This is a genomic window from Mesorhizobium sp. M2E.F.Ca.ET.209.01.1.1 (assembly GCF_004010375.2).
Taxonomy (GTDB): Bacteria; Pseudomonadota; Alphaproteobacteria; order Rhizobiales; family Rhizobiaceae; genus Mesorhizobium.
This window is the reverse complement of sequence record NZ_SADP02000004.1, coordinates 14493-33791: the sequence shown is the minus strand read 5'-3', so window position 1 is coordinate 33791 and position 19299 is coordinate 14493. Positions and strand designations below refer to the sequence as shown.

Annotated in this window: 22 protein-coding genes and 1 pseudogene; 14 read left to right on the top strand and 9 right to left on the bottom strand. The window is 64.7% G+C overall.

The window, feature by feature from the left end; translation table 11 throughout:
- Window positions 1-145 precede the first annotated feature (145 nt).
- Complete coding sequence (locus tag EN852_RS09105) at window positions 146-1390, bottom strand: MFS transporter (RefSeq protein WP_127875293.1); 1245 nt, start codon at window positions 1388-1390, stop codon at window positions 146-148.
- A 99-nt stretch (window positions 1391-1489) separates the two neighbouring features.
- Here EN852_RS09105 and EN852_RS09100 point away from each other — a divergent pair, with 99 nt between their 5' ends.
- Window positions 1490-2398, top strand: coding sequence for a LysR family transcriptional regulator (locus EN852_RS09100; protein ID WP_127865292.1), 909 nt, complete (start codon window positions 1490-1492; stop codon window positions 2396-2398).
- A 28-nt stretch (window positions 2399-2426) separates the two neighbouring features.
- Here EN852_RS09100 and EN852_RS09095 read toward each other — a convergent pair whose 3' ends face one another.
- A complete protein-coding gene (locus EN852_RS09095; RefSeq protein ID WP_189545791.1) occupies window positions 2427-2942 on the bottom strand; it encodes a hypothetical protein in 516 nt (171 codons plus the stop codon).
- Between the two features lie 137 nt (window positions 2943-3079).
- On the opposite strand from EN852_RS09095, the gene EN852_RS09090 reads away from it, so the two are divergent.
- From EN852_RS09090 to EN852_RS09075, 4 genes and pseudogenes are all read left to right on the top strand, one after another.
- Window positions 3080-3631, top strand: coding sequence for an isochorismatase family protein (locus tag EN852_RS09090; RefSeq protein WP_127875346.1), 552 nt, complete (start codon window positions 3080-3082; stop codon window positions 3629-3631).
- Window positions 3632-3686: 55 nt separating this feature from the next.
- A pseudogene (locus tag EN852_RS09085) lies at window positions 3687-4101 on the top strand (GFA family protein).
- A 311-nt stretch (window positions 4102-4412) separates the two neighbouring features.
- On the top strand, window positions 4413-5621 hold the full coding sequence (locus EN852_RS09080) for an amidohydrolase family protein (protein WP_127875347.1): 1209 nt from the start codon (window positions 4413-4415) through the stop codon (window positions 5619-5621).
- 201 nt (window positions 5622-5822) lie between these two features.
- Window positions 5823-5978: a DUF1127 domain-containing protein gene (locus EN852_RS09075; RefSeq protein WP_127875294.1), complete on the top strand. Its 156-nt coding sequence runs from the start codon at window positions 5823-5825 to the stop codon at window positions 5976-5978.
- 112 nt (window positions 5979-6090) lie between these two features.
- Here EN852_RS09075 and EN852_RS09070 read toward each other — a convergent pair whose 3' ends face one another.
- Together EN852_RS09070 and EN852_RS09065 are read right to left on the bottom strand one after the other, a co-directional pair.
- Entirely contained in the window at window positions 6091-6384 is a 294-nt protein-coding gene (locus EN852_RS09070) for an antibiotic biosynthesis monooxygenase (RefSeq protein ID WP_127875295.1), read from the bottom strand.
- A gap of 23 nt (window positions 6385-6407) precedes the next feature.
- Window positions 6408-6722 carry a GYD domain-containing protein gene (locus EN852_RS09065; RefSeq protein WP_126083289.1) on the bottom strand — a complete coding sequence of 105 codons (315 nt, stop codon included), beginning with the start codon at window positions 6720-6722 and terminating at the stop codon, window positions 6408-6410.
- A 396-nt stretch (window positions 6723-7118) separates the two neighbouring features.
- On the opposite strand from EN852_RS09065, the gene EN852_RS09060 reads away from it, so the two are divergent.
- Window positions 7119-8288: a PLP-dependent aminotransferase family protein gene (locus EN852_RS09060; protein ID WP_189545840.1), complete on the top strand. Its 1170-nt coding sequence runs from the start codon at window positions 7119-7121 to the stop codon at window positions 8286-8288.
- A 277-nt stretch (window positions 8289-8565) separates the two neighbouring features.
- The gene (locus tag EN852_RS09055) at window positions 8566-9111 is read left to right on the top strand and encodes a YbhB/YbcL family Raf kinase inhibitor-like protein (RefSeq protein ID WP_127865299.1); all 546 of its coding nucleotides are present in this window, start codon (window positions 8566-8568) and stop codon (window positions 9109-9111) included.
- Between the two features lie 245 nt (window positions 9112-9356).
- On the opposite strand, the gene yghU is transcribed toward EN852_RS09055, so the two are convergent.
- The gene (yghU, locus tag EN852_RS09050; RefSeq protein ID WP_127865300.1) at window positions 9357-10226 is read right to left on the bottom strand and encodes a glutathione-dependent disulfide-bond oxidoreductase; all 870 of its coding nucleotides are present in this window, start codon (window positions 10224-10226) and stop codon (window positions 9357-9359) included.
- A 233-nt stretch (window positions 10227-10459) separates the two neighbouring features.
- On the opposite strand from yghU, the gene EN852_RS09045 reads away from it, so the two are divergent.
- Together EN852_RS09045 and EN852_RS09040 are read left to right on the top strand one after the other, a co-directional pair.
- The gene (locus tag EN852_RS09045) at window positions 10460-11362 is read left to right on the top strand and encodes a S1C family serine protease (protein WP_127865301.1); all 903 of its coding nucleotides are present in this window, start codon (window positions 10460-10462) and stop codon (window positions 11360-11362) included.
- Window positions 11363-11368: 6 nt separating this feature from the next.
- Window positions 11369-12319 (top strand): LysR family transcriptional regulator, encoded by a 951-nt coding sequence (locus EN852_RS09040; RefSeq protein ID WP_127875297.1) that lies wholly within the window; start codon window positions 11369-11371, stop codon window positions 12317-12319.
- Here EN852_RS09040 and EN852_RS09035 read toward each other — a convergent pair.
- The 3 genes from EN852_RS09035 to EN852_RS09025 all read right to left on the bottom strand — a co-directional run bounded on the left by EN852_RS09035 (window position 12270) and on the right by EN852_RS09025 (window position 13750).
- Entirely contained in the window at window positions 12270-13007 is a 738-nt protein-coding gene (locus EN852_RS09035) for an SDR family oxidoreductase (RefSeq protein WP_127875298.1), read from the bottom strand. The genes EN852_RS09040 and EN852_RS09035 overlap by 50 nt on opposite strands.
- Before the next feature lie 107 nt (window positions 13008-13114).
- On the bottom strand, window positions 13115-13549 hold the full coding sequence (locus EN852_RS09030; protein WP_127875299.1) for a type II toxin-antitoxin system HicB family antitoxin: 435 nt from the start codon (window positions 13547-13549) through the stop codon (window positions 13115-13117).
- A 12-nt stretch (window positions 13550-13561) separates the two neighbouring features.
- A complete protein-coding gene (locus EN852_RS09025) occupies window positions 13562-13750 on the bottom strand; it encodes a type II toxin-antitoxin system HicA family toxin (protein ID WP_042642833.1) in 189 nt (62 codons plus the stop codon).
- Between the two features lie 217 nt (window positions 13751-13967).
- On the opposite strand from EN852_RS09025, the gene EN852_RS09020 reads away from it, so the two are divergent.
- Window positions 13968-14564, top strand: a complete 597-nt coding sequence (locus EN852_RS09020) for a YdeI/OmpD-associated family protein (protein ID WP_127875300.1) — start codon at window positions 13968-13970, stop codon at window positions 14562-14564.
- A gap of 228 nt (window positions 14565-14792) precedes the next feature.
- Here the strand turns inward: EN852_RS09020 and EN852_RS09015 are convergent, their stop codons facing one another.
- Entirely contained in the window at window positions 14793-15125 is a 333-nt protein-coding gene (locus EN852_RS09015; RefSeq protein WP_127875301.1) for a hypothetical protein, read from the bottom strand.
- 354 nt (window positions 15126-15479) lie between these two features.
- Here EN852_RS09015 and EN852_RS09010 point away from each other — a divergent pair, with 354 nt between their 5' ends.
- From EN852_RS09010 to EN852_RS09000, 4 genes are all read left to right on the top strand, one after another.
- On the top strand, window positions 15480-16853 hold the full coding sequence (locus tag EN852_RS09010) for an adenylate/guanylate cyclase domain-containing protein (protein WP_127875302.1): 1374 nt from the start codon (window positions 15480-15482) through the stop codon (window positions 16851-16853).
- Window positions 16854-17115: 262 nt separating this feature from the next.
- On the top strand, window positions 17116-17622 hold the full coding sequence (locus EN852_RS09005) for an SDR family NAD(P)-dependent oxidoreductase (protein WP_246694220.1): 507 nt from the start codon (window positions 17116-17118) through the stop codon (window positions 17620-17622).
- Window positions 17623-17657: 35 nt separating this feature from the next.
- The gene (locus EN852_RS42225) at window positions 17658-17822 is read left to right on the top strand and encodes a hypothetical protein (RefSeq protein WP_246694219.1); all 165 of its coding nucleotides are present in this window, start codon (window positions 17658-17660) and stop codon (window positions 17820-17822) included.
- A 247-nt stretch (window positions 17823-18069) separates the two neighbouring features.
- Window positions 18070-19266: a diaminopropionate ammonia-lyase gene (locus EN852_RS09000; protein WP_127875303.1), complete on the top strand. Its 1197-nt coding sequence runs from the start codon at window positions 18070-18072 to the stop codon at window positions 19264-19266.
- Window positions 19267-19299 lie beyond the last annotated feature (33 nt).

Here is a 19299-nt window from a genome sequence, read left to right as displayed (position 1 = left end):
GGCGCTGTCCCGCCAGCGTCTCAGTCAAAGCCGGTACCGATGAAACTTCGCAAGAGGTATATGCGGAACGCCTCGTTCCTTCACGCCCTGCCGGGCATCTCCCCCACAAGGGGGGAGATTGAGCGCTCGGGCGCCGGCGCTTTCTTCACGAAGCAACCCGCTCCTCCAGCCAATCCACAACCAGCGCCGCCACCCCGAACAGCGCTCCAACCCCGCACACCGCGTTCCAGCCGCCCCAGGCCCAGGCAAGGCCGGCCAGCAGCGAGCCGATCGCGCCGCCGATGAAGAAGATGCCGACGAACAGCCCGTTGATGCGGCCGCGCGCTTTGGGCTGTAGGAGATTCACCGCGCGGCGGCCGAGCGTCTGGTCGCCGATGACGCCGATATCGAGCAGCACCGCGCTTGCGCCCATCAGGATGAGCGGCAGCCATGCGCCGCCGGCTCTGGCGGCGCCGGCGAAGGCGGCGAGCGCGAGCGCGGCGATGAGCACGAAATGGCAGGCGACTGTCGCCGGCCGCGTCCAGCCGCGGTCGCCGGCGCGGCCGAACAGCGGCGTCACCGCCGCACCCCCGGCGCCGACCAGCGCGAACAGCGCGATGCCCTTCTGGCCGAGATCGAAGGGCGGTGCTGCAAGCCTCAGCGCCACCGCCGTCCAGAACACGCTGAAGCCGGCCATCGCCAGGCTGGCGGTGAAGGCGCGCCGCCGCAGCACCGGCTCTTCGCGCAGAAGCGCGAGCAGCGAGGCGATGAGCCCCGTATAGCTCGCATGCGCCAACGGCCGGCGCTTCGGCATGGCGAAGCCGAGCAAGATGGCGAGCAGCGCCAGCGTCGCGGCGACGATGCCATAAAAAGCGCGCCAGCCGAAGGCGTCGGCGACGAGGCTGGCCAGCGGGCGCGACAACAGAATGCCGATCATCAGCCCGCTCATGACATCGCCGATGACACGGCCGTCCTCTCCCGGCGGCGCCATCGAGGCCGCGACCGGCACCAGCACCTGGATGCAGGACGACGCCGCGCCGAGTGCAAACAGTACCAGCAGCAGCGAAGCCGCGGATGGCGCGACGGAGGCGACCGCCGCGGCGAGCACGGCAGTGCCCAGCATGCGCAGCACCAGCACGCGATTCTCGACGAGGTCGGCGAGCGGCACCAGGAAGAACAGCCCGGCGGCATAGCCAAGCAGGGCGGCCATGGAGACGAGGCCGCCTTCCGATGCCGCTGCCCCCATCGACGGTCCGATCAGCCCGACCAGCGTCTGCGGCGCGAAGATGTTGGTGATGATGATGCCGACCGAGCCGGCGAACAGCAGCGTCTGCGCCCTGGTGATGGTTTGAGCGCCGGTGGACGGCGCGGCGAACGCCGTGGTGGCTTGCGTGCAGTCTGATCCGCTCATTGCGAGTCCTTCATTGTGCGCATATCATGAGGGGACTTTATTCCATGATAGCATAGTGCTACAATTCAAATGATCTAATAATGATTATGCGAGATACGCATGAACATTCACGACCTCGAAGCCTTCGTCGCCGTCGTCGAAACTGGCTCCATCGTCGGTGCTTCGGCCAGGCTCAACCTCACGCAGCCCGGTGTGACGCGTCGGGTTCAGAATCTCGAGGAGCGGCTGGCGACGCCCCTGCTCGACCGCCAGTCGAAGCCGCTCAAACCCACCGCATCCGGCCGCGAGGCCTATGAGCACGGCCGCCGCGTGCTGCGTTCGCTGGAGGATCTCAAGGCGGGCGTCTCGCCGGCGGGCGAGGTGAGGGGCGAGTTCCGCCTCGGCATCATGCCTTATCTGTCGACCAGCGCGCTGTCCGAGCCGCTCGACAGTCTTCGCGCGGCCTTCCCGCAACTGACCCTGAGGATTACCTCAAGCCTCTCGCCGCGCCTGGTGGAGCAGGTGCTGCACAGCGAAATCGACGCGGTGGCCGTCTGCCTTGCCGAGGGCGTCGCGCCGCCGCCCGAACTCGTCGGCGACGATCTCGGCGTGCAGGCGGTGCTTCTGGTGGCCTCGCCAAGCCTCGGGGTGCCCAAGCCGGCTGAGCTCAACGATCTCGCGCGCTACCCCTGGGTGCTCAACGAAACCGGCTGCGGCTTTCGCGCCTTCATCCGCCACCGCTTCGAGGTGGCGCGGCTGCCTTTCCATGTCGGCGTCGAGGCGCAGGGCGCGGATCTACGGATGTCGCTGGTGGCGCGCGGCCACGGCATCGGCGTCGTCACGCTCGGCGCGCTGTCGAGCAGCCAATGGCGCGATGCGGTCGAGGTGGTCGACTGCCCCGGCTTCAAGCCGCAGGTGCGCTGCTGGCTGCTGCACCGCCCGCCGGCCGGCAGGCTGGCACGCCCGATCGCGGTCTTCCGCGACGCGCTGGCCGAGGCGCTGAAGGGCCCGATGCCGCTGATGTCGTAAAAGCCAGGCGGCCCTCTTCCCCCTGACCCTAGAAAAGCGATTTCAACATCTTCGCAAAACGAACTGTTAGAGACTGCAAGAGGGAGCGGGCTGCACCGTCCGTCGAGTTCGCGATCTCCGGGTCTTGCGACCGGGGCAGGGAGGCGAGCCACGAATCCCAAAACTGCTGCTGCATGGAGACGAACACCGGCATCACATCATAACCTTCGTCAAATATATTGACTAAGTCGCTCTCCTTGGGACGCTCCCCCGTTTTCACTTTGCAGACCACCAATCCACGACTCATTCCTGTCACGGTGCCTTCAGGGAAAACATTCGCGCTCGCGCCATAACAAAAGGGCACTATCCCTTCCAATTCCAGCTGCTTGCGGATTTGACATAGGGCTTCGAAATAATCGCCTTCCTCGGCAACGATGACTTTGTGGCGATAGCTGCAAGCGAGCCTGCACCGAGTCCCCACATTCTGCGGCGTGAACACCGCCTGCTCGTCACCTCCCGTGCCCCCTCCGATTAGGAACACGGTGTATTGTTCATCCATTGTCATCCCCCGATCCTTTGGTCACGTTAGTTGCAATGGTTTATAAATGCAACCGAAAATTGCATATGGATTGGCGCGAGTTGCTGCTTGCTGGCTCCTGCCTCGTCCTTGACCCATCCCCCACCCACGCTATCTTCGCCGCCATGCCAGATACCGCTCCCTCCGCCGCCGCGCCGCTCATCGTCATCGACCTGCAGACCGGCATGTTCGACGGTCGTTTCGATCCGCCGATCCATGACGCCGACGCCATCGCCGAGCGCTCGCGCGCGCTGATCGACTGGGCGCGGCGTTCCGGCCGTAAGGTGGCGTTCATCCGCCATGACGGACCGGAAGGCGATCCGCTGGCGCCGGGCGCGTCCGGCTGGCCGGTCTGGCCGCTGCTCGGCCAGGCGGCCGACGAGCCGACCTTCGGCAAGAGCGTGGGCAACGCTTTCTCCAATCCCGAGCTCGCCGAATGGGTGGCGGGGCAGGGCGCAAAGGACGTCGTGCTGATCGGCGCCCAGACCGATTTCTGCGTCGCCGCAACCGTCAAGGGCGCCTTGGCCGAGGGCTTGGGCGTCACCGTGGTCTCCGACGCGCATTCGACGCTGGATTCGCTCGAGGAGAAAGCGCCCGCCATCATCGCCCGCCACAACGAAGCCTTCGCTGGGCAAGGCGCGCGGATGACGACGACGGCGGAGTTGACGGAAGGCTGAGCGCCCCTTCTCCTTCTCCCACAGGGGGAGAAGGGAGAACCCCAAGGAGTCCATCTTGCCCACCCTCACTCTTCCTGCCGAAGGAGGCTGCCGCTGCGGCCGCGTGCGCCTGAAAATCTCGGCAAAACCGCTGCTCACCATGGCCTGCCACTGCGCCGGCTGCCAGCTTATGTCATCCAGCGCCTACGAAAGGCGAGCCGGTGATCGGCGGCCTGCACGGCGCCTCGAAGCATTATTTCTGCGGCTACTGCATGACTTGGATGTTCACGCGGCCCGAAGGGATCGACTGGTTCGTCAATCTGCGCCCGACCATGCTCGACGACCATGCCTGGTACGCGCCCTTCATCGAGACCTGGACGGCCGAGAAACTGCCCTGGGCGGCGACATCGGCGGTGCACAGCTACGAAGCGCTGCCTGCCTTCGAGGACTATGAGGGGCTGATCGCCGAATACACCGGCACCCAAGGCTGACCGGAAGGCCAAAGGCAAAACGGCGACCCTGGGCAAGGTCGCCGTCAGCACTTCTTTTCATGGTCGACGCGTCCGTTGGGGGCGCATTGTTGGGGATGTGCTTGGGCGTCCGCGTCGACCACGGCGGCCTCATACCGCTAACTTCACCATCGCATATTTGCCGCCCGCTGAAACTTCCGCGAAAGCGGTATATAACGGGCGTTGTACTTGCCTTCCTCCACAACGGGAGAAGGCAATGGCGAAACACTTTCTATCTCATCCCGCATTGACCTTGGCCAGCCAAGCGACGACCACTGATGCGTTCACTTTCAATGGGATGCGTCGTGAATCAGACTCGTTTTCTCAATGCGAGGCTTGCCGACGGCACCGTCGCCGACCTCGCCGTCGTTAATGGGCGCTTCAGCGCCATCACGCCGGCCGCCAATGCCGCATCGCCGCCGCCAGGCGCCGTCGACCTCGCCGGACAGCTCGTGCTGCCGGCCTTCGTCGAGGGCCATGTCCATCTCGATACCTCCTTCTATGGCGATAGCTGGCGGCCGCATATTCCCTGCACAAACGGTTTTGATGTGCGCGAGCGGGTTGCTTTCCAGATGCGCAACCTCGAGCAGGCGGCACCCATGGAGAAGCGCGCGAAACACCAGCTCGAGCTTTGCGTCGGCCATGGCAGCCTCGCCATGCGCAGCCATGTCATGGTCGATGCCGCGGTCGGGCTGAAGCATGTCGAGACGATCCTTGGCGTGCGCGAGAGATACCGCGACCTGATCGACATCCAGCTCGTCGCCTTTCCGCAGAGCGGCATCCTGTCCTCGCCCGGCACGGCCGAGCTGCTCGACGAAGCGCTGAAGCTCGGCTGCGACCTGATCGGCGGGCTCGATCCGGCGAGCTTCGACCGCGATGTGAAGGCCCATCTCGACGTGGTCTTCGGCCTTGCCGAAAAGCGCGCCGCCGGCATCGATATCCACCTGCATGACCGCGGCGCGCTCGGCCTCTTCGAGATCGAGGAGATCGTCGCCCACACCTCGGCATCGGGCATGCAAGGAAAAGTCGCCGTCAGCCACGCCTATGCGCTGGGCGACATCTCCGCCGAAGCGCTGGCCAGGGCCGGCGAGAGGATCGCCGCCGCCGGCGTCGCCGTCATGACCAACGCGCCCGGCGACCATGCCTTCCCGCCGGTGGCGGCGCTGCGCAAGGCCGGCGTCACCGTCTTCGCCGGGTCCGACAACATCCGCGATTCCTGGTGGCCCTATGGCGACGGCGACATGCTGAACCGCGCCAACATGATCGGCTACCGCTCCGGCTTCTACGAGGATTGGGAGCTGGAAGCCGCCTGTGACGTGGTGAGCCATGCCGGCGCCAAGGCGCTGGGTCTGGAGGGCTATGGCATCGCGGTCGGCGCCAAGGCCGACTTTGTCGCTGTTCGGGCCGAGCATATCCCGGAAGCGGTGGTGGCAGTGCCGAAGGAGCGCACGGTCTATCGGGGTGGCAGGGAGGTGGCTCGAGGCCGGAAGCTGGCCGCGTAGCGCAACCAGGCGCGCGCCTGTCCCTCAGGCCGTATGCTCGACCTCCCCAAATCAGTTTGCATGCATATGTTTCAGGTCGCTCCGGCTTCGTGAAGCATTTCACCGTTTCCGCGCAATCCACCGGTTACAGACGCATCGCAAAAGCGGCGCCGGGTGAAGAGGCGGCACCGGCTTTGCGCCGCCGACTTATGGGAGCTTTCCATGTTCAAGAACCTTAACCGGATCCGCGCCGCCTTCGCCAAGGCCAGCAAGCGCCGCCGCACGATGCGCGAGCTGAACGAGCTGCCGACCGAGATCAAGAAGGATATCGGCTGGCCGCAGGCCGCGCAGGATGACGAGATTCGGTTGCCGTTCTGAGGCGACGCAACGGCGCCACACCGCCGCGGCCGGCTTCTCGCGAGCTTCGCGCCGATGACACCGGCCAGGCGCGCAAGGCGGCCCGGCCGGCGCCAGAAGGCGGCGCCTCAGCCTATATTTGCGCAACGACCGTGCCGGACACCGGATCCGTCACGCCGAGATCGCCACCCAGGTCCTCGAGCATATCGCGGAACGTGTCGAGAATGCCGATCATCATCGGCCGCGCCGCGGCGAGGCTGTCCATGTCATCCCATTCGCCGACCATGCAGAAGCTGCGCTCGCCGGTCTTGATAAGGGCGCCCTTGCGAAAGCCCTTGGCGTTCAGCGAGACCTTTTCGTGTGCCTCGACGAAGGCCTTTTCCTTGCCTGGCTTGGTGCGAAAGCGGACTACGTTGTAGGCGGTCATGGCGTTCTCCGTTCGATGAGACATCAGCCGGCCGGCTTGTAGGCGCCGGCGGCCTTGTTGGCGGCCGCGATCACCGCCTTCATGTCGAGCTCTTCCAGAACGACGAGATCGCTCACCGAGCCGCTCGCCCGCACGGCAAGCGTCATCCCCATCCCGGCAATCTGGTCCGGCACCTCGCCATTGACGATGACGTCATAGAGGCCGCGCGTGAACATCAGGCTGTTCATCTTGCCGCCCACACTTTCAAACAGCGCCGCGATTGCAACTTCCCGGTTCGATCCTTGCATCAGTCCCTTGGCGGCATGGGGTTCGTAACTCGCCAGTATGGTAACCTTCATGGGACTCTCCTCCAAATATCACTGCCTCGGCCACCCGATGATGAGGGCGGCACGGACGTGCCTGTTTTCTCCTGGCATTTGACTGATCTTTGGACCGCTCCGGCGGCCTAGCCAACGGGCGGTTCAACCGGAGCCACGCCCCGGCTTGCAATAATATGCACTTTTTCTAATATAACGACAATCCGCCATCTGCCGGGGAGCCGATGGCCGAACTTTCCATTGGCATCCGCGAAAATCTGTAGGCCAAATGTCGCCTCGACGATGCGCCATGACCGTTTTGTGTATTCACGCGAAAGGCGCGGCCTGATAATAGGTCAACCAAGCTGACCTAAATAGAAGCACTTCGGGAGGTGCGCCTTGACCTTGTTGAACCTTCTGGCCTCGCGCTCGTCGCGGATGAAAGCCTCGGAAATCCGCGAGCTGCTGAAGCTGCTCGACCAGCCTGACATCATCTCCTTCGCTGGTGGCATTCCGGACCCGTCGCTGTTTCCCGCGCAGGCTATCGGCGACGCCTACCAGGCGGTGCTGGGAGGCAAAGAGGCGGGGGTCGCGCTGCAATACCAGGTCAGCGAGGGCTATCTGCCGCTGCGCAAATGGCTGGCGGCCCAAATGGGCAAGCTCGGCGTTCAATGCGACGAGGGCAACATCTTCATCACCTCAGGCTCGCAGCAGGCGCTCGACTATCTCGGCAAGCTGTTCCTATCGCCGGGCGACACCGCTCTGGTCACCTGGCCGACCTATCTCGGCGCGCTGCAGGCCTTCAACGCCTATGAGCCGCGCTACGACCGGCTGAACACCACCGGCGGCAACATGACGCCGGAGGCCTATCGCGCCGCCGCGGCGGCGAATGGCGGCAAGGTCAAGTTTGCCTATCTGGTGCCCGACTTCGCCAATCCGACCGGCAACACGCTGGACGTCAAGCAGCGCGAGGCGGTGCTCGACCTCGCCGCCGATCTCGACATCGCCGTCATCGAGGACGCCGCTTATCGGGCGCTGCGCTATGACGGGGAGGGCGTGCCGCCCATCCTGGCGCTCGACTGCGCCCGCTCCGGCGGCATCGACAAGGCCCGCACGCTCTATTGCGGGTCGTTCTCGAAGATCCTGTCGCCCGGCATGCGCGTCGGCTGGGTTTGCGCGCCGCGCCATGTCGTGGAGAAGCTGGTGCTGATGAAGCAGGCGTCCGACCTGCACAGCCCCTCGATCAACCAGATGGTCATGCACCGCGTCGCCGACACCATCTTCGACGCCCAGGTGGAAAAGCTGATCGGCGCCTACCGCAAGCGGCGCGACGCGCTGCTCGGCGCGCTCGAGGCCAACATGCCCGACGGCATTTCCTGGAGCCGCCCGGAAGGCGGCATGTTCGTCTGGCTGACGCTGCCGGAAAGCGCCGACGCCACCGAATTGCTGGCGAGGTCGGTCAAGGAGGCTCGCGTCGCCTTCGTGCCCGGCAACGCCTTCTATGCCGACGGCACCGGCCGCAACACGCTCCGCATGTCGTTCACGCTTGCCGACGACCGCGCGGTGAACGAAGGCGTGCCGCGGCTGGCGAAGCTGCTGCGGGGGTAGGGCCCGGCGCATGCTTGGCATCACCGCCGCCTCGCGCAGGCGTGATTGGTAGTGCGCAGGCGTGATTGTCCGCGCGGCCGCTTCCTCGGCTAGGGTCGCGGCCGATCCAACACCCCCTGGATCGACCCGACCTTGGGGCCCCACCTCCATGGTCCGAACGAAAGAGCCCCGACGGCCTCCACCGGCGGGGCTTTTTTCGTTGCCCGGCGGTCAGCGCGCCGGTCTGCCCTTTTTCGGGCCGCTTTTCCGCTAGGCTGTAGCGTTCAGGGAGGATCAGATGACCTTGCGTTTTGGCTTGACCATGCTTGCCTTCGTCGCCTTCGCCGCGCAGGCGCAGGCGTTTGAAATCTCCAGCCCGTCGGTCTCCGACGGCAAATGGAATGCGAAATATCTCGGCGACAAGGCCGGCTGCGGCGGAAAGAGCGTTTCGATCGCGCTTGCCTGGAAGGACCCGCCGGCCGGCACCAAGAGCTACGCGCTGACCATGTTCGACACCGACGCCAATGGCGGCAAGGGTTTCTGGCACTGGCTGGCCTGGAATATTCCGGCCAGCGCCAAGGGCCTGGGTGAAGGCGCCGGCGCCGAGGGCGGCAAGCGCATGCCGAAGGGCTCGGTGTTGGGCAAGGGCGGCGTCGGCCGCGCCGGCTATTTCGGCCCATGCCCGCCGCCCGGCAGCGGCCAGCATCACTATGTCTTCACGCTCTATGCGTTGGGCGAAAAGACGCTCCGCATACCGGAGAACCCGTTGCCGGATATGGTCTCGGTGGCGGCGAAAAGCTCGGCGCTGGGCGAGGCGACGGTGACGTATACTTACGGGAGGTAGCAGGGGAGAGCCAACCTCTCCCTCTTATGCCCGGCAGAGCAGAGGCGGTTGTGAAGGAATGCGGCACTTCGCCTTCGTCATCCTAGGGCGGATGCAAGGAGCGAAGCGACGCGCGCAGACCCTAGGATCCATGCCGTGACGCTAAGGCGTTGAAACGGTTAAGAATTCTGCTCCGTTGCGCTCTTCGGCGCGCGTCACGGCATGGATCCTCGGGTCAAGCCCGAGGATGACGAGCGTCGGCGCGGTTACTCCGCCGCTTCGAGCTTGTCCTGCGTCTTCGTCTCGAAGTCGCTGGCGTCGTGGCGCTCGCGCAGCTGGAAGGCCGGATCGCCGGACATGCGGTTGACCATGCGGCCGCGCGTCACCGCCGGCCGCGCGTCGATCGCGTCGGCCCAGCGCTGCACGTTCTTGTATTCATGCACCGAGAGGAACTGCGCGGCGTCGTTATAGCTGCGGCCCTTGGCGAGCCCGCCATACCAGGGCCATACCGCCATGTCGGCGATCGTGTAGTCGGGGCCGGCGAGATATTCGCTCTCCGCCAGACGGCGGTCGAGCACATCCATCTGCCGCTTGGTCTCCATGGCGAAACGGTCGATGGCGTATTCGATCTTCTCCGGCGCGTAGGCGTAGAAATGGCCGAAGCCGCCGCCGAGATAGGGTGCCGAGCCCATCTGCCAGAACAGCCAGGAGAACGTCTCCGCGCGCGCCGCGCGCTCGGTCGGCAGGAATTCGCCGAATTTTTCGGCGAGATAGGTGAGGATCGAGCCGGACTCGAACACCCGCACCGGCTTCGGCTCGCTGTGGTCCATCAGCGCCGGGATCTTCGAATTCGGGTTGACCTTGACGAAACCCGAGCCGAACTGATCTCCATTGCCGATCTTGATCAGCCAGGCATCGTATTCCGCCCCCTTGTGGCCGAGCGCCAGAAGCTCTTCCAGCATGATCGTCACTTTCTGGCCATTGGGCGTGGCCAGCGAATAGAGCTGCAGCGGGTGCTTGCCGACCGGCAGCTCCTTCTCATGCGTCGGGCCGGCGATCGGCCGGTTGATCGAGGCGAACTCGCCGCCATTCGGCTTGTTCCAGGTCCAGACTTTCGGCGGGATATATTGGTTCATGGGCAAGGGCCTTGCGGGTTCGGGAGGGCAGCGCGTCAGCTGATGGCGATAAATTTAGGTGCGGGTTTGCCGGCGTCAAAGAAAAAAGTTCAACCTTCGTTGAACTAGCGCTTGTGCCAGTGCGCAGGGGCTTCCCTTCTCCCACAAGAAGGGGAGAAGGACGAAGACCCTTGCGCCGCGGCCCCTTGGCCATACTTATAGAAATAGAAAAACCCGCAATGCAGGATGGATCGATGACCATCGAGAAAATTTCGCGCTCCGTCGTTGCCGTGCGCGCCACGGTTCCGGACGACGCTTTCACCGCCAATGCGCTGGGCACGCGCCGCGAGGGCAGCGGCGTGGTGATCCGCGACAATGGCCTGGTGCTCACGATAGGCTACCTCATCACCGAGGCCGAGGAAGTGTGGCTGACCGACCAGGACGGCCGCGTGGTGGCCGCGCACGCGCTGGCCTATGACCAGGAGACCGGTTTCGGCCTCGTGCAGGCGCTGTCGCCGCTCAATCTGCCGGCTGTCCAGTTCGGCAACGCCAGGAAGGCCAATATCGGCGACGCCGTCACGCTCGCCGACGGCATCGGCCAGCAGGTCGACGCCCACATCGTCACCAAGCAGGAGTTCGCCGGCTACTGGGAATATCTGATCGACGAAGCGATCTTCATCACGCCCGCGCACCCGTCCTGGGGCGGGGCGGCGCTGTTCGACCGCGACGGCAAGCTGCTCGGCATCGGCTCGCTGCGCCTGCAGATGAGCCGCGCCGGCGAGGTGGCCGACATCAACATGGTCGTGCCCATCGATCTTTTGACGCCGATCCTCGACGATCTCATCAAGCGCGGCCAGGCGGCAAAGGCGCCGCGCCCGTGGCTCGGCGCCTTCTCGGCCGAGTCGAACGGCATGGTGGTGGTGATGAGCGTGGCCGAAGGCGGTCCCGCCGCCAAGGCGGGCCTGCGCCAGGGCGACATCATCTCCGACGTGCGCGACGGCGAGGTCGACGGTCTGGCCGATTTCTACCGAAAACTCTGGCAGAACCCGGCCGGCGCGGAAATCCCGCTGCGCGTCGTGCGCGACGGCCGCGAGACCTGGCTGCGCGTCAAATCCGCAGACCGCAATTCCTTCCTGAAGAAGCCGCAGCTGCAGTAGCGCCGGATGCATCCAAGGCTGCTGAAGACCTTTCTGGCGGTCGCGCGGACGGGCAACGTCACGCGCGCCGCGCAGGAGGTCAATCTCGCCCAGTCGAGCGTCAGCGACCAGATCCAGGGGCTGGAAGCCGAGCTTGGCGCCAGCCTGTTCACTCGCTCGCGGCAGGGGCTCACCCTGACGCCTGCGGGCGAGGCGCTGAAACCCTATGCCGAGAACCTGCTGGCTCTCGCCGATGACGCGCGCGCCGCCGTCGATGCCACCAGGGCAGGGACGGCCGGCAGCCTGTCGATCGGCGCTCTGGAGACGATTGCCTCGGCAAGGCTGGCTCCATGGCTCGCCGCTTTCCGCGCGGATCACGCCGGTATCGACATCAAGCTCAGGATCGCCGGGAGCGGGGAGTTGCTGCGCAGGCTGGGCGACGGCGAGATCGACGTCGCCTTCTGCTTCGAGCGGCCGCCTGAGCTCGATACCGGCGCATCCGATCCGCGCCTTGCCAGGCGTGTCGTGGCGCACGAGCCATTGGCGCTGATCGCCCCGCCCGGCGACAACCATGTGGATGTCGATCTGGCGACGCTGGCCGAGAAGCATTTCGTCGCCACCGAGGCCGGCTGCGTCTACCGCGCCATGGTCGACAAAGCGTTCGGCGAAGCGGGGCTTGGCAAGCCAAGGCTGGCCGCCGAAGCCGGCAGTATCGACGCGATTGCCGGGCTGGTGGCGGCCGGCGCCGGCTTTGGCCTCGTGCCGCGGCTGGCGGTCGCCGCCGCGATCGAGCGCGCAGAGGTGGCCGAGCTCGCCTGGCCCGGCCCGGTCCGCTCGGCCGACATTGTGATGGCCTGGCGCCGACGGCGCGTCCAGCCCCCGGCGCTGAAGGCGCTGCTCACCGCTCTAGGCGAGGGTTTTGCGCAAGTTACACCAGCCGGTGCCCGCCCTCGACATGCAGCGTCTCTCCCGTCGTGAAACCGTTGCCGATCAGGAAGCGGATCGCGTCGGCGATGTCCTCGGGCCGTCCGACCCGCCCGGCCGGCAGGCGCTTCGCCATCGCGGCCAGCGTCTCATCCTTCTTCTCGCCCGCGACGAACTCCCAGATCGGCGTGTCGACCCAGCCGGGCGAGACGGCGTTGACGCGGATCGGCGCCAGCTCGACCGCCAAGGCCCGCACCAGCCCTTCGAGCGCCGCGTTGACCGCCGCAACCACCGAGCCGCGCGCTGCAGGCCGATAGGCCGCAATGCCGGAAACGAAGGTTAGCGAGCCGCTCGGCGGCAGTTTCGGCGCGCCGTGCTTGGCGAGCAGCAGCGGGCCATAGAACTTGCTTTCTACCACACGCTGCGCGGCCGAAAGCTCGATCTCGGGCAACAGCCGGTAGGCGCCGTCGATCGCCGCGGCCGTGCTGACGATATGATCGAGCCTGCCGGTGCGCGCGAACAGGGCCGCGACCTCATCCTCGCGGCTGACGTCGACCACCGCCGTTTCGAGCGCTCCCGGCCGGCCGAGCCCATCCCGCGCCGCGCTCAACTTCGCTTCGCCACGCCCGGCGATAATGACGTGCGCGCCTTCCTCGAGGCAGCGCCTGGCGAGCGCCAGCCCCATGCCCGAACTGCCGCCGACAATCAGAATCTTTTCCATGTCCATGCCCTTCCTTTGCATGGACGGTCATGTGGCAGGCCTGCGCGCGTAGCGGAAACGGAAGAAACCGATAGTGGTATCGGAAGGTCCGATGATACCGGGCGGCCGCCCAGCTTTCGCCGGGAAAGTCAGGCGGCCTTGTGGAAGTCCATGTCAAAGCGCAGCGGATGGCCGAGCGCCTTGAACGCCTCCTCGAGCGAGTCGAGCCGTGAATTGTGGTCGAGCCGAAACAGCCGATCGACATGCTCTCGTTGGCATTTCAGCTCGCGCATCAGATCAGCCCGACTCCAGCCTTTTTCCCTCAGGGCCATGTAGAGAGCCGATTTCAGGAAGACGAGCGCCGGGACCTCCACAAACCATCCCTTGCCCTTGGTTTCCTTGAGCGGGAAAGGGATATCATCCCCGTGCGCAATTCGGGCGGCGATGGCCTCCTCAAGGGCATTTCGCCCATTGCGGCAGGCTTCCTCTTTTGTGCCGCCATACGAAACCACCTCGTCGAATTGAGGTGCCGTAACCAGCCAGGTGTCGTTGTCGTCGGGCGTGAGAGCGAGTTCATACCACATACACAGTCTCCTCTATTTCAGGCCCAGATCCTTCTTGATCTTCTCGACCAGACGCGTTCCAAGCTCCTTACCACCGCCATGCATCGGCAGTTGCGAGACCTTGTCTTTGAGACGGACAGTCAGGTGACCGCTCCCACCGCGGTGGGTTTCAAAAGTACATCCCTGCTTGGCGAGCCAGCGCCGGAATTCGCTTGCGTTCATAAAAGATAGCGTATTCCACACATCTGTGGAAGTCAACAGAAGTGTGGAGTTCTTCAAGTCCTTGAAAAAGAGAAGTTTTTCTTGGCGCTACAATTCGTAAATCAGGAATCCATCGGACCAGGCTATCTCTCGCTTTGCTGACAGAAACTGGCACCAGCTCTCGCTACAATCGCCGAGGAATCGTCCACACTGCTTGCGGACGAAAAACGAGGTGATGATGGCTCCCATCAAGGTCGATCCGGACAAGGTCCGGGAATTCCCTGATGCCCACAGTTTCTATGCCTGGCTGGCTGACAACCACGACCGCGAAAGCGAGGTCTGGATCAAGATCCACAAGGTCGGCTCGGGGCTCGCCTCGATCACGCCGAAGGAGGCGGTCGACGTCGTGCTCTGCTTCGGCTGGATCGACGCGGTGCGCAAGTCGCTCGACGACAAGAGCTTCCTGCAGCGCTACACGCCGCGCGGCAGGAAGAGCCTCTGGAGCAAGATCAACATCGACAATGTCGCGCGCCTGGTCGGGGAAGGTCGCATGACCGAGCATGGGCTGCGCGAGATCGAGGCCGCCAAGGCGGACGGCCGCTGGGACCGCGCCTATGCCGGGTCGAAGGAGATGACCATTCCGCCCGACCTGCAGGCCGCGATCGATGCCGAGCCTGAGGCGAAAGCGATGCTGGAGAAGCTCTCGGCGCAGAACCGCTTCGCGCTCGCCTTCCGCACCCACAACATGAAGACCGAGGCGGGGCGCAAGAAGAAGATCGCCGATCTGGTGGCGATGCTGAAGCGGGGCGAGACGATCCATCCGCAGAAGAAGTGATCCCGAACCGAAGGACCGCGTTGACGAAAAGGGGTTACCGGTTGCCGGGAGGATCATGCCCCTTGGAAGGTGACACAAAAACGCCGCCCGGGAGGGAGGGCGGCGTTTTCGGGAAGCGATGATCCTGAACCCTTTGGAAGCGGTCCGGGATCATCCGGTCATGAAGGTGGTCGCAATTCCAGGGAAAGTGGGAATCGGTCCGGAATTGCGTGGAAGCAGAGGCAGCGCTTATGCGGCCTTCTTTGCAGCGGGCTTCTTCATGTGGTGCTTCTTCACGTGGTGCTTCTTCACGTGATGCTTCTTCACGTGATGCTTCTTCACATGGTGCTTCCTGACGTGGTGCTTGTGGTGCTTCGCCACGTGATGCTTCTTGGCGTGATGCTTCTTGTGCTTCTTATGATGCACGACCTTGGCGGCCGGCTTCGCGGCCGGAGCAGCGGTCGTGGTCGTCGTGGTCGCGGTGGTCGTCGCGGCGGCGTTGGCTTCGGTGGTGCCGAGCGCCGGCACCGCGAAAGCGAGCGCGACGGCCAGGCCGAGTGCGGAAAGAAGGGTCTTTTTCATAGTCGGCAATCCTTGGTTTAAGATCGATGTCTGTTTGTCGCGCGCCGCAATCGCTCGGCTGCTCCGGTGCCGTTTATGACAGCGGGTTTTTTCGCGAGTTTTTCCGGATTGTTGAATTTTGTTTCCGGATTGTTTCCGGCATTTCCCCACCGGTGGATCGGGGGCTGCCTGGTGGTCAAAAGCCGATGCGAAACGCGCCTTTCGACCGACCCAGGCGGACTATCGGACTCGACGATGGCGTCCGAGCCGTTGCTGGGCTAATGTCGCCGGAACGAGGCCAAAACGGTGTCCGGCGGACAGACCTGTTGTTAACACCAGCGTCTGGCGCCACTTCGTACTGGAAGATCGGTTCCGATGCCTACGTTGCTGTCACTGCCCGACGACATATCAATCAAATTGGCGCTCGGGGAATCTGTCCTTGAAGCAGCTCGCCGGGCAGATGTCCCGATCGCCTGCGCTTGCGGCGGCAAGGCCAAGTGCTCGACCTGCCGGATTTGGATTCTCGACGGCGCGGACCACTGCCCGGAGCGCACCGCGCCGGAGCGCGCGCTCGTGGAGCGCTTGGGGCTTGGCAACAACGTACGCCTGGCATGCCAGCTCAGGCCTGACTCCGACATCACCTTCCGCAGGCTCGTACTCGACGAGACCGACCTGCGAATGACCAGTCAGCTGCTGCCGCACAGGTCCACCAGTGCGGGCGAGCTGAAGTCGGTCGTCATTTTCTTCAGCGACGTGGCCGGGTTCACCCACTTCTCCGAAACGTTGACGCCCTACGATGTCATGTATCTGCTCAATCGGTATTTCACTCAGGTCGCTGAAGTCATCGAGCTCAACGACGGCTACATCGACAAGTTCGTCGGCGACGGGCTTATGGCGATATTCGGCGTGCAGGGCCAGGACGACGCACCGGTGCGCGCGGTCAATGCGGCCCTGCAGACCCTTGCCACGGTCGATCGGCTGAAGCCCTTTTTTGCCTCCATGTACGGCATCGACTTCGATATTCGCGTCGGTTTGCATCTGGGCGAAGCGGTGATCGGCTCGGTCGGATCACCCGGCAACGAGCGCCTGACCGCTATCGGCGATGCGGTCAATGTGGCGAGCCGGGTGGAAGCAGCCAACAAGGAGGCCGGAACCCGCCTCCTGATTACCGAGACGCTCTATGAACAGGTCAAGGGTGAGGTTGAAATATCCGATTTCATTCGAGTGCGTCTGCGCGGTACCTCCGACCGAATTACGCTGTACGAGATAAAGAAGCTGAAGGTTGAAGCCGAGCGCCGGCTGAACGAAAAAGGCGCGCAGGAGACTATGCAACTGGGCGGCAAGACCTGGCACCGGACGGTCGCCACGAGCGAACTGAAGGATGGCGACCACAAGGTCATCGAGTTCCAGGCGCTCTATGCCGTGATTTTGCGCAGGGGCGGGCGCGTCTATGCCTTCAACAATGCCTGCCCGCATTTGAAGTTGCCATTCTTCGAGACTGCCTCGCGGGCCAACGGCCACGCAGGCCGCACGAGCACTTTCGGCGAGGACGGCACGCTGGTGTGTCGCTGGCATCACAGCGGATTCGATCTGGATACAGGCGAAATCGTAAGGTGGTGCGAGGCGCTCAATGAGGACGGCACTTCGGCCGGCATGGAGATTCTCGGCGATATTTCAAAGAACCGGGCTCCGCTGCATCTCTTTCCGTGCCGCGAGGAGGATGGCTACATCTGGATCAGCTTCGATTGAGCGTACCGTCAGATCGCCCAAAACGCCCGCCAATCTGCTGTCGCTCCGGCCAGCAGAGTCCTCCACCCGAGTTAGGACCATTCGGCCCTTGAGCAATTCCAGGAAAAGTGCGTAGCGGTTTTCCGTCCGGAATTGCCCAGAAACAAAGACCGCCCATTCATGAGCTGCATTGCGCAATGAGTGCCAATTCGGCGCTCTAATCGGTCGGCGTGATCGATGCCATCTTTGCTGTCGATAAGAGGAAATTGAAGGAGCAGAAGCAATGGCCGCTGAGGCAAATCATTCAGGCAAGGTGGCGCTGGTCACTGGCGGCAATCGCGGCATCGGCCTGGAAACGGCAAGGCAGTTGGCCGAACTCGGCTTCACCGTGCTGATCGGCGTGCGTGATCTCGCCAAGGGCGAGGCGGCGGCCAGGAAGATCGGCGGCAAGGTCGAGGCCATCGCGCTCGATGTCGCCGCGCCCGATGCGGCGGCGCAGGCCGCGGCAGAGGTCGAGCGCCGCTTCGGCCGGCTCGACGTTCTGGTCAACAACGCCGCGATCCATTACGACCCGTCGGCGCGGGCGCTGAAGCCCGACTGGGCGGTGATCCGCGACGCGTTCGAGACCAATGTCTTCGGCGCCTGGCGCGTCGCCGCCGCCTTTGCGCCGCTGCTCAGCGCTTCCGGCCATGGCCGGCTGGTCAATGTCTCGTCGGAAGGCGGCTCGCTCGCTTCGATGGGCGCCGGCGCGCCGGCCTATTCGACCAGCAAGGCGACGCTCACGCGCTGACCCGCGTCCTGGCGGCCGAGCTGCGCGGCTCGGGCGTGCTCGTCAATTCGATCTGCCCCGGCTGGGTCGCGACCGACATGGGCGGCCCGGGCGGACGCCCCGTGGCGCAGGGTGCTGCCGGCATCGTCTGGGCCGCGACCTTGCCGGACAATGGCCCGACCGGCGGCTTTTTCCGCGACGGCAAGCGGCTGCCGTGGTGAAACGGGCTCCTGCGCGTCGCCGCTGGCGGCGATTGATCGCGGAAAGAACGCAGATGGTTGTGGCCCAGACTGTGCCGCGGGGGCGAAATACCCCCAAAAATAGTCAAGTTAGCTATCGGATCCCTCCGAAACGAACATTCGGCGACATCCAATCGAAACAAACTTCAATCACTTAGCCAATGAAAGTGTCCGGAATCGCGCCCGAATCGCGCCCGCCAGAGTTTCAGTGCCTTGCAGGAAGACTAGCATGCTGCTGCTCAACCAACGTCCCGAACACAACCAGCCGTTGGTTGCCGCCGATGCCGAGTCGCTCGGCATGGCGGGCGGCGCGCGGGCCGAGCGTTACCTCGAGGCGCGCGACGACCATGCCGAAACACCACTGCTCGCCTTGCGGGCGCTGGCCGGTGAGCTCGGTATCGCCTCGCTTCATGTCAAGGATGAAGGCCAGCGTCTTGGCCTTGGCTCCTTCAAGGCGCTGGGCGGTGCCTATGCCGTCATGCGGCTGGTGCTGGAGGAGGCCGGCAAGTGGCTGGGCCGCGACGTCGATATCGGCGAGATAAACGACGCCCGGGTGCGCCAGATCGCGTCCGGCATGATCTTCGTCTGCGCCACCGACGGCAATCATGGCCGCTCGGTCGCGCAGGGCGCCAGCCTCGTCGGCGCGCGTTCGGTGATCTTCGTCCATGCCGGCGTAAGCCGCGAGCGTGTCGCGGCCATCGCCCGCTTCGGCGCCGAGATCGTCGAGGTCGAGGGCGGCTATGACCATGCGGTGCGCGAGGTCGCGCGCGTCGGCGCCGAGCGCGGCTGGAAGATCGTCTCCAACACCTCCTGGCTCGGCTATGAGCGCGTCCCCGGACTGGTCATGCAGGGCTATACGGTGATCGTTCGCGAGACGCTGCGGCGCATGGCCGAGCCACCCACGCATGTCTTCCTGCAAGCCGGCGTCGGCGGCTTCGCGGCGGCGATCGCCGGTCATATGGCGGTTATGCTGGGTGAGCGGCGGCCGAAGGCCGTGGTGGTCGAGCCGCGGCGCTCGGCCTGCGTCTACGCGTCGGCCGAGGCGGGCCGTCCGGTGACGATCGCCCATCAGCAGCCGACCGTCATGACTATGCTCGAATGCGCCGAGCCTTCGCTCGTCGCCTGGCGCGTGCTGGCGCGCGTCGGCGATGCCTTCATGACGGTGGAGGAAAAGGATGCGGTGGCGGTGATGAAGCGGCTGGCGCGGCCCTTGGGCAGCGATCCCGCGATCGTCTCCGGCGAGAGCGGCGGGGCAGGGCTCGCCGGGCTGGTCCGCGCCGCGGGCGACAGGCATATGCGCAAGGCGCTCGGCCTCGACAGGCATTCGCGCGTGCTCGTCATCAACTCGGAGGGCGCGACCGACCATGGGCGCTTTGCCGAGCTGGTCGGGATGGCGCCCGAAGAGGTGTTCCTGCAAACTGCCTGAGAGCAGTTTCCGGTTCTCCGTTAAAAAAGGCTT

Excerpts from the sequence above, each read along its gene's own strand:
- EN852_RS09105 (WP_127875293.1), bottom strand. The coding sequence starts at position 1,390 with ATGAGCGGATCAGACTGCACGCAAGCCACCACGGCGTTCGCCGCGCCG.
- EN852_RS09100 (WP_127865292.1), top strand. The coding sequence starts at position 1,490 with ATGAACATTCACGACCTCGAAGCCTTCGTCGCCGTCGTCGAAACTGGC.
- EN852_RS09095 (WP_189545791.1), bottom strand. The coding sequence starts at position 2,942 with ATGACAATGGATGAACAATACACCGTGTTCCTAATCGGAGGGGGCACG.
- EN852_RS09090 (WP_127875346.1), top strand. The coding sequence starts at position 3,080 with ATGCCAGATACCGCTCCCTCCGCCGCCGCGCCGCTCATCGTCATCGAC.
- EN852_RS09080 (WP_127875347.1), top strand. The coding sequence starts at position 4,413 with ATGGGATGCGTCGTGAATCAGACTCGTTTTCTCAATGCGAGGCTTGCC.
- EN852_RS09075 (WP_127875294.1), top strand. The coding sequence starts at position 5,823 with ATGTTCAAGAACCTTAACCGGATCCGCGCCGCCTTCGCCAAGGCCAGC.
- EN852_RS09070 (WP_127875295.1), bottom strand. The coding sequence starts at position 6,384 with ATGACCGCCTACAACGTAGTCCGCTTTCGCACCAAGCCAGGCAAGGAA.
- EN852_RS09065 (WP_126083289.1), bottom strand. The coding sequence starts at position 6,722 with ATGAAGGTTACCATACTGGCGAGTTACGAACCCCATGCCGCCAAGGGA.
- EN852_RS09060 (WP_189545840.1), top strand. The coding sequence starts at position 7,119 with ATGAAAGCCTCGGAAATCCGCGAGCTGCTGAAGCTGCTCGACCAGCCT.
- EN852_RS09055 (WP_127865299.1), top strand. The coding sequence starts at position 8,566 with ATGACCTTGCGTTTTGGCTTGACCATGCTTGCCTTCGTCGCCTTCGCC.
- yghU (WP_127865300.1), bottom strand. The coding sequence starts at position 10,226 with ATGAACCAATATATCCCGCCGAAAGTCTGGACCTGGAACAAGCCGAAT.
- EN852_RS09045 (WP_127865301.1), top strand. The coding sequence starts at position 10,460 with ATGACCATCGAGAAAATTTCGCGCTCCGTCGTTGCCGTGCGCGCCACG.
- EN852_RS09040 (WP_127875297.1), top strand. The coding sequence starts at position 11,369 with ATGCATCCAAGGCTGCTGAAGACCTTTCTGGCGGTCGCGCGGACGGGC.
- EN852_RS09035 (WP_127875298.1), bottom strand. The coding sequence starts at position 13,007 with ATGCAAAGGAAGGGCATGGACATGGAAAAGATTCTGATTGTCGGCGGC.
- EN852_RS09030 (WP_127875299.1), bottom strand. The coding sequence starts at position 13,549 with ATGTGGTATGAACTCGCTCTCACGCCCGACGACAACGACACCTGGCTG.
- EN852_RS09025 (WP_042642833.1), bottom strand. The coding sequence starts at position 13,750 with ATGAACGCAAGCGAATTCCGGCGCTGGCTCGCCAAGCAGGGATGTACT.
- EN852_RS09020 (WP_127875300.1), top strand. The coding sequence starts at position 13,968 with ATGGCTCCCATCAAGGTCGATCCGGACAAGGTCCGGGAATTCCCTGAT.
- EN852_RS09015 (WP_127875301.1), bottom strand. The coding sequence starts at position 15,125 with ATGAAAAAGACCCTTCTTTCCGCACTCGGCCTGGCCGTCGCGCTCGCT.
- EN852_RS09010 (WP_127875302.1), top strand. The coding sequence starts at position 15,480 with ATGCCTACGTTGCTGTCACTGCCCGACGACATATCAATCAAATTGGCG.
- EN852_RS09005 (WP_246694220.1), top strand. The coding sequence starts at position 17,116 with ATGGCCGCTGAGGCAAATCATTCAGGCAAGGTGGCGCTGGTCACTGGC.
- EN852_RS09000 (WP_127875303.1), top strand. The coding sequence starts at position 18,070 with ATGCTGCTGCTCAACCAACGTCCCGAACACAACCAGCCGTTGGTTGCC.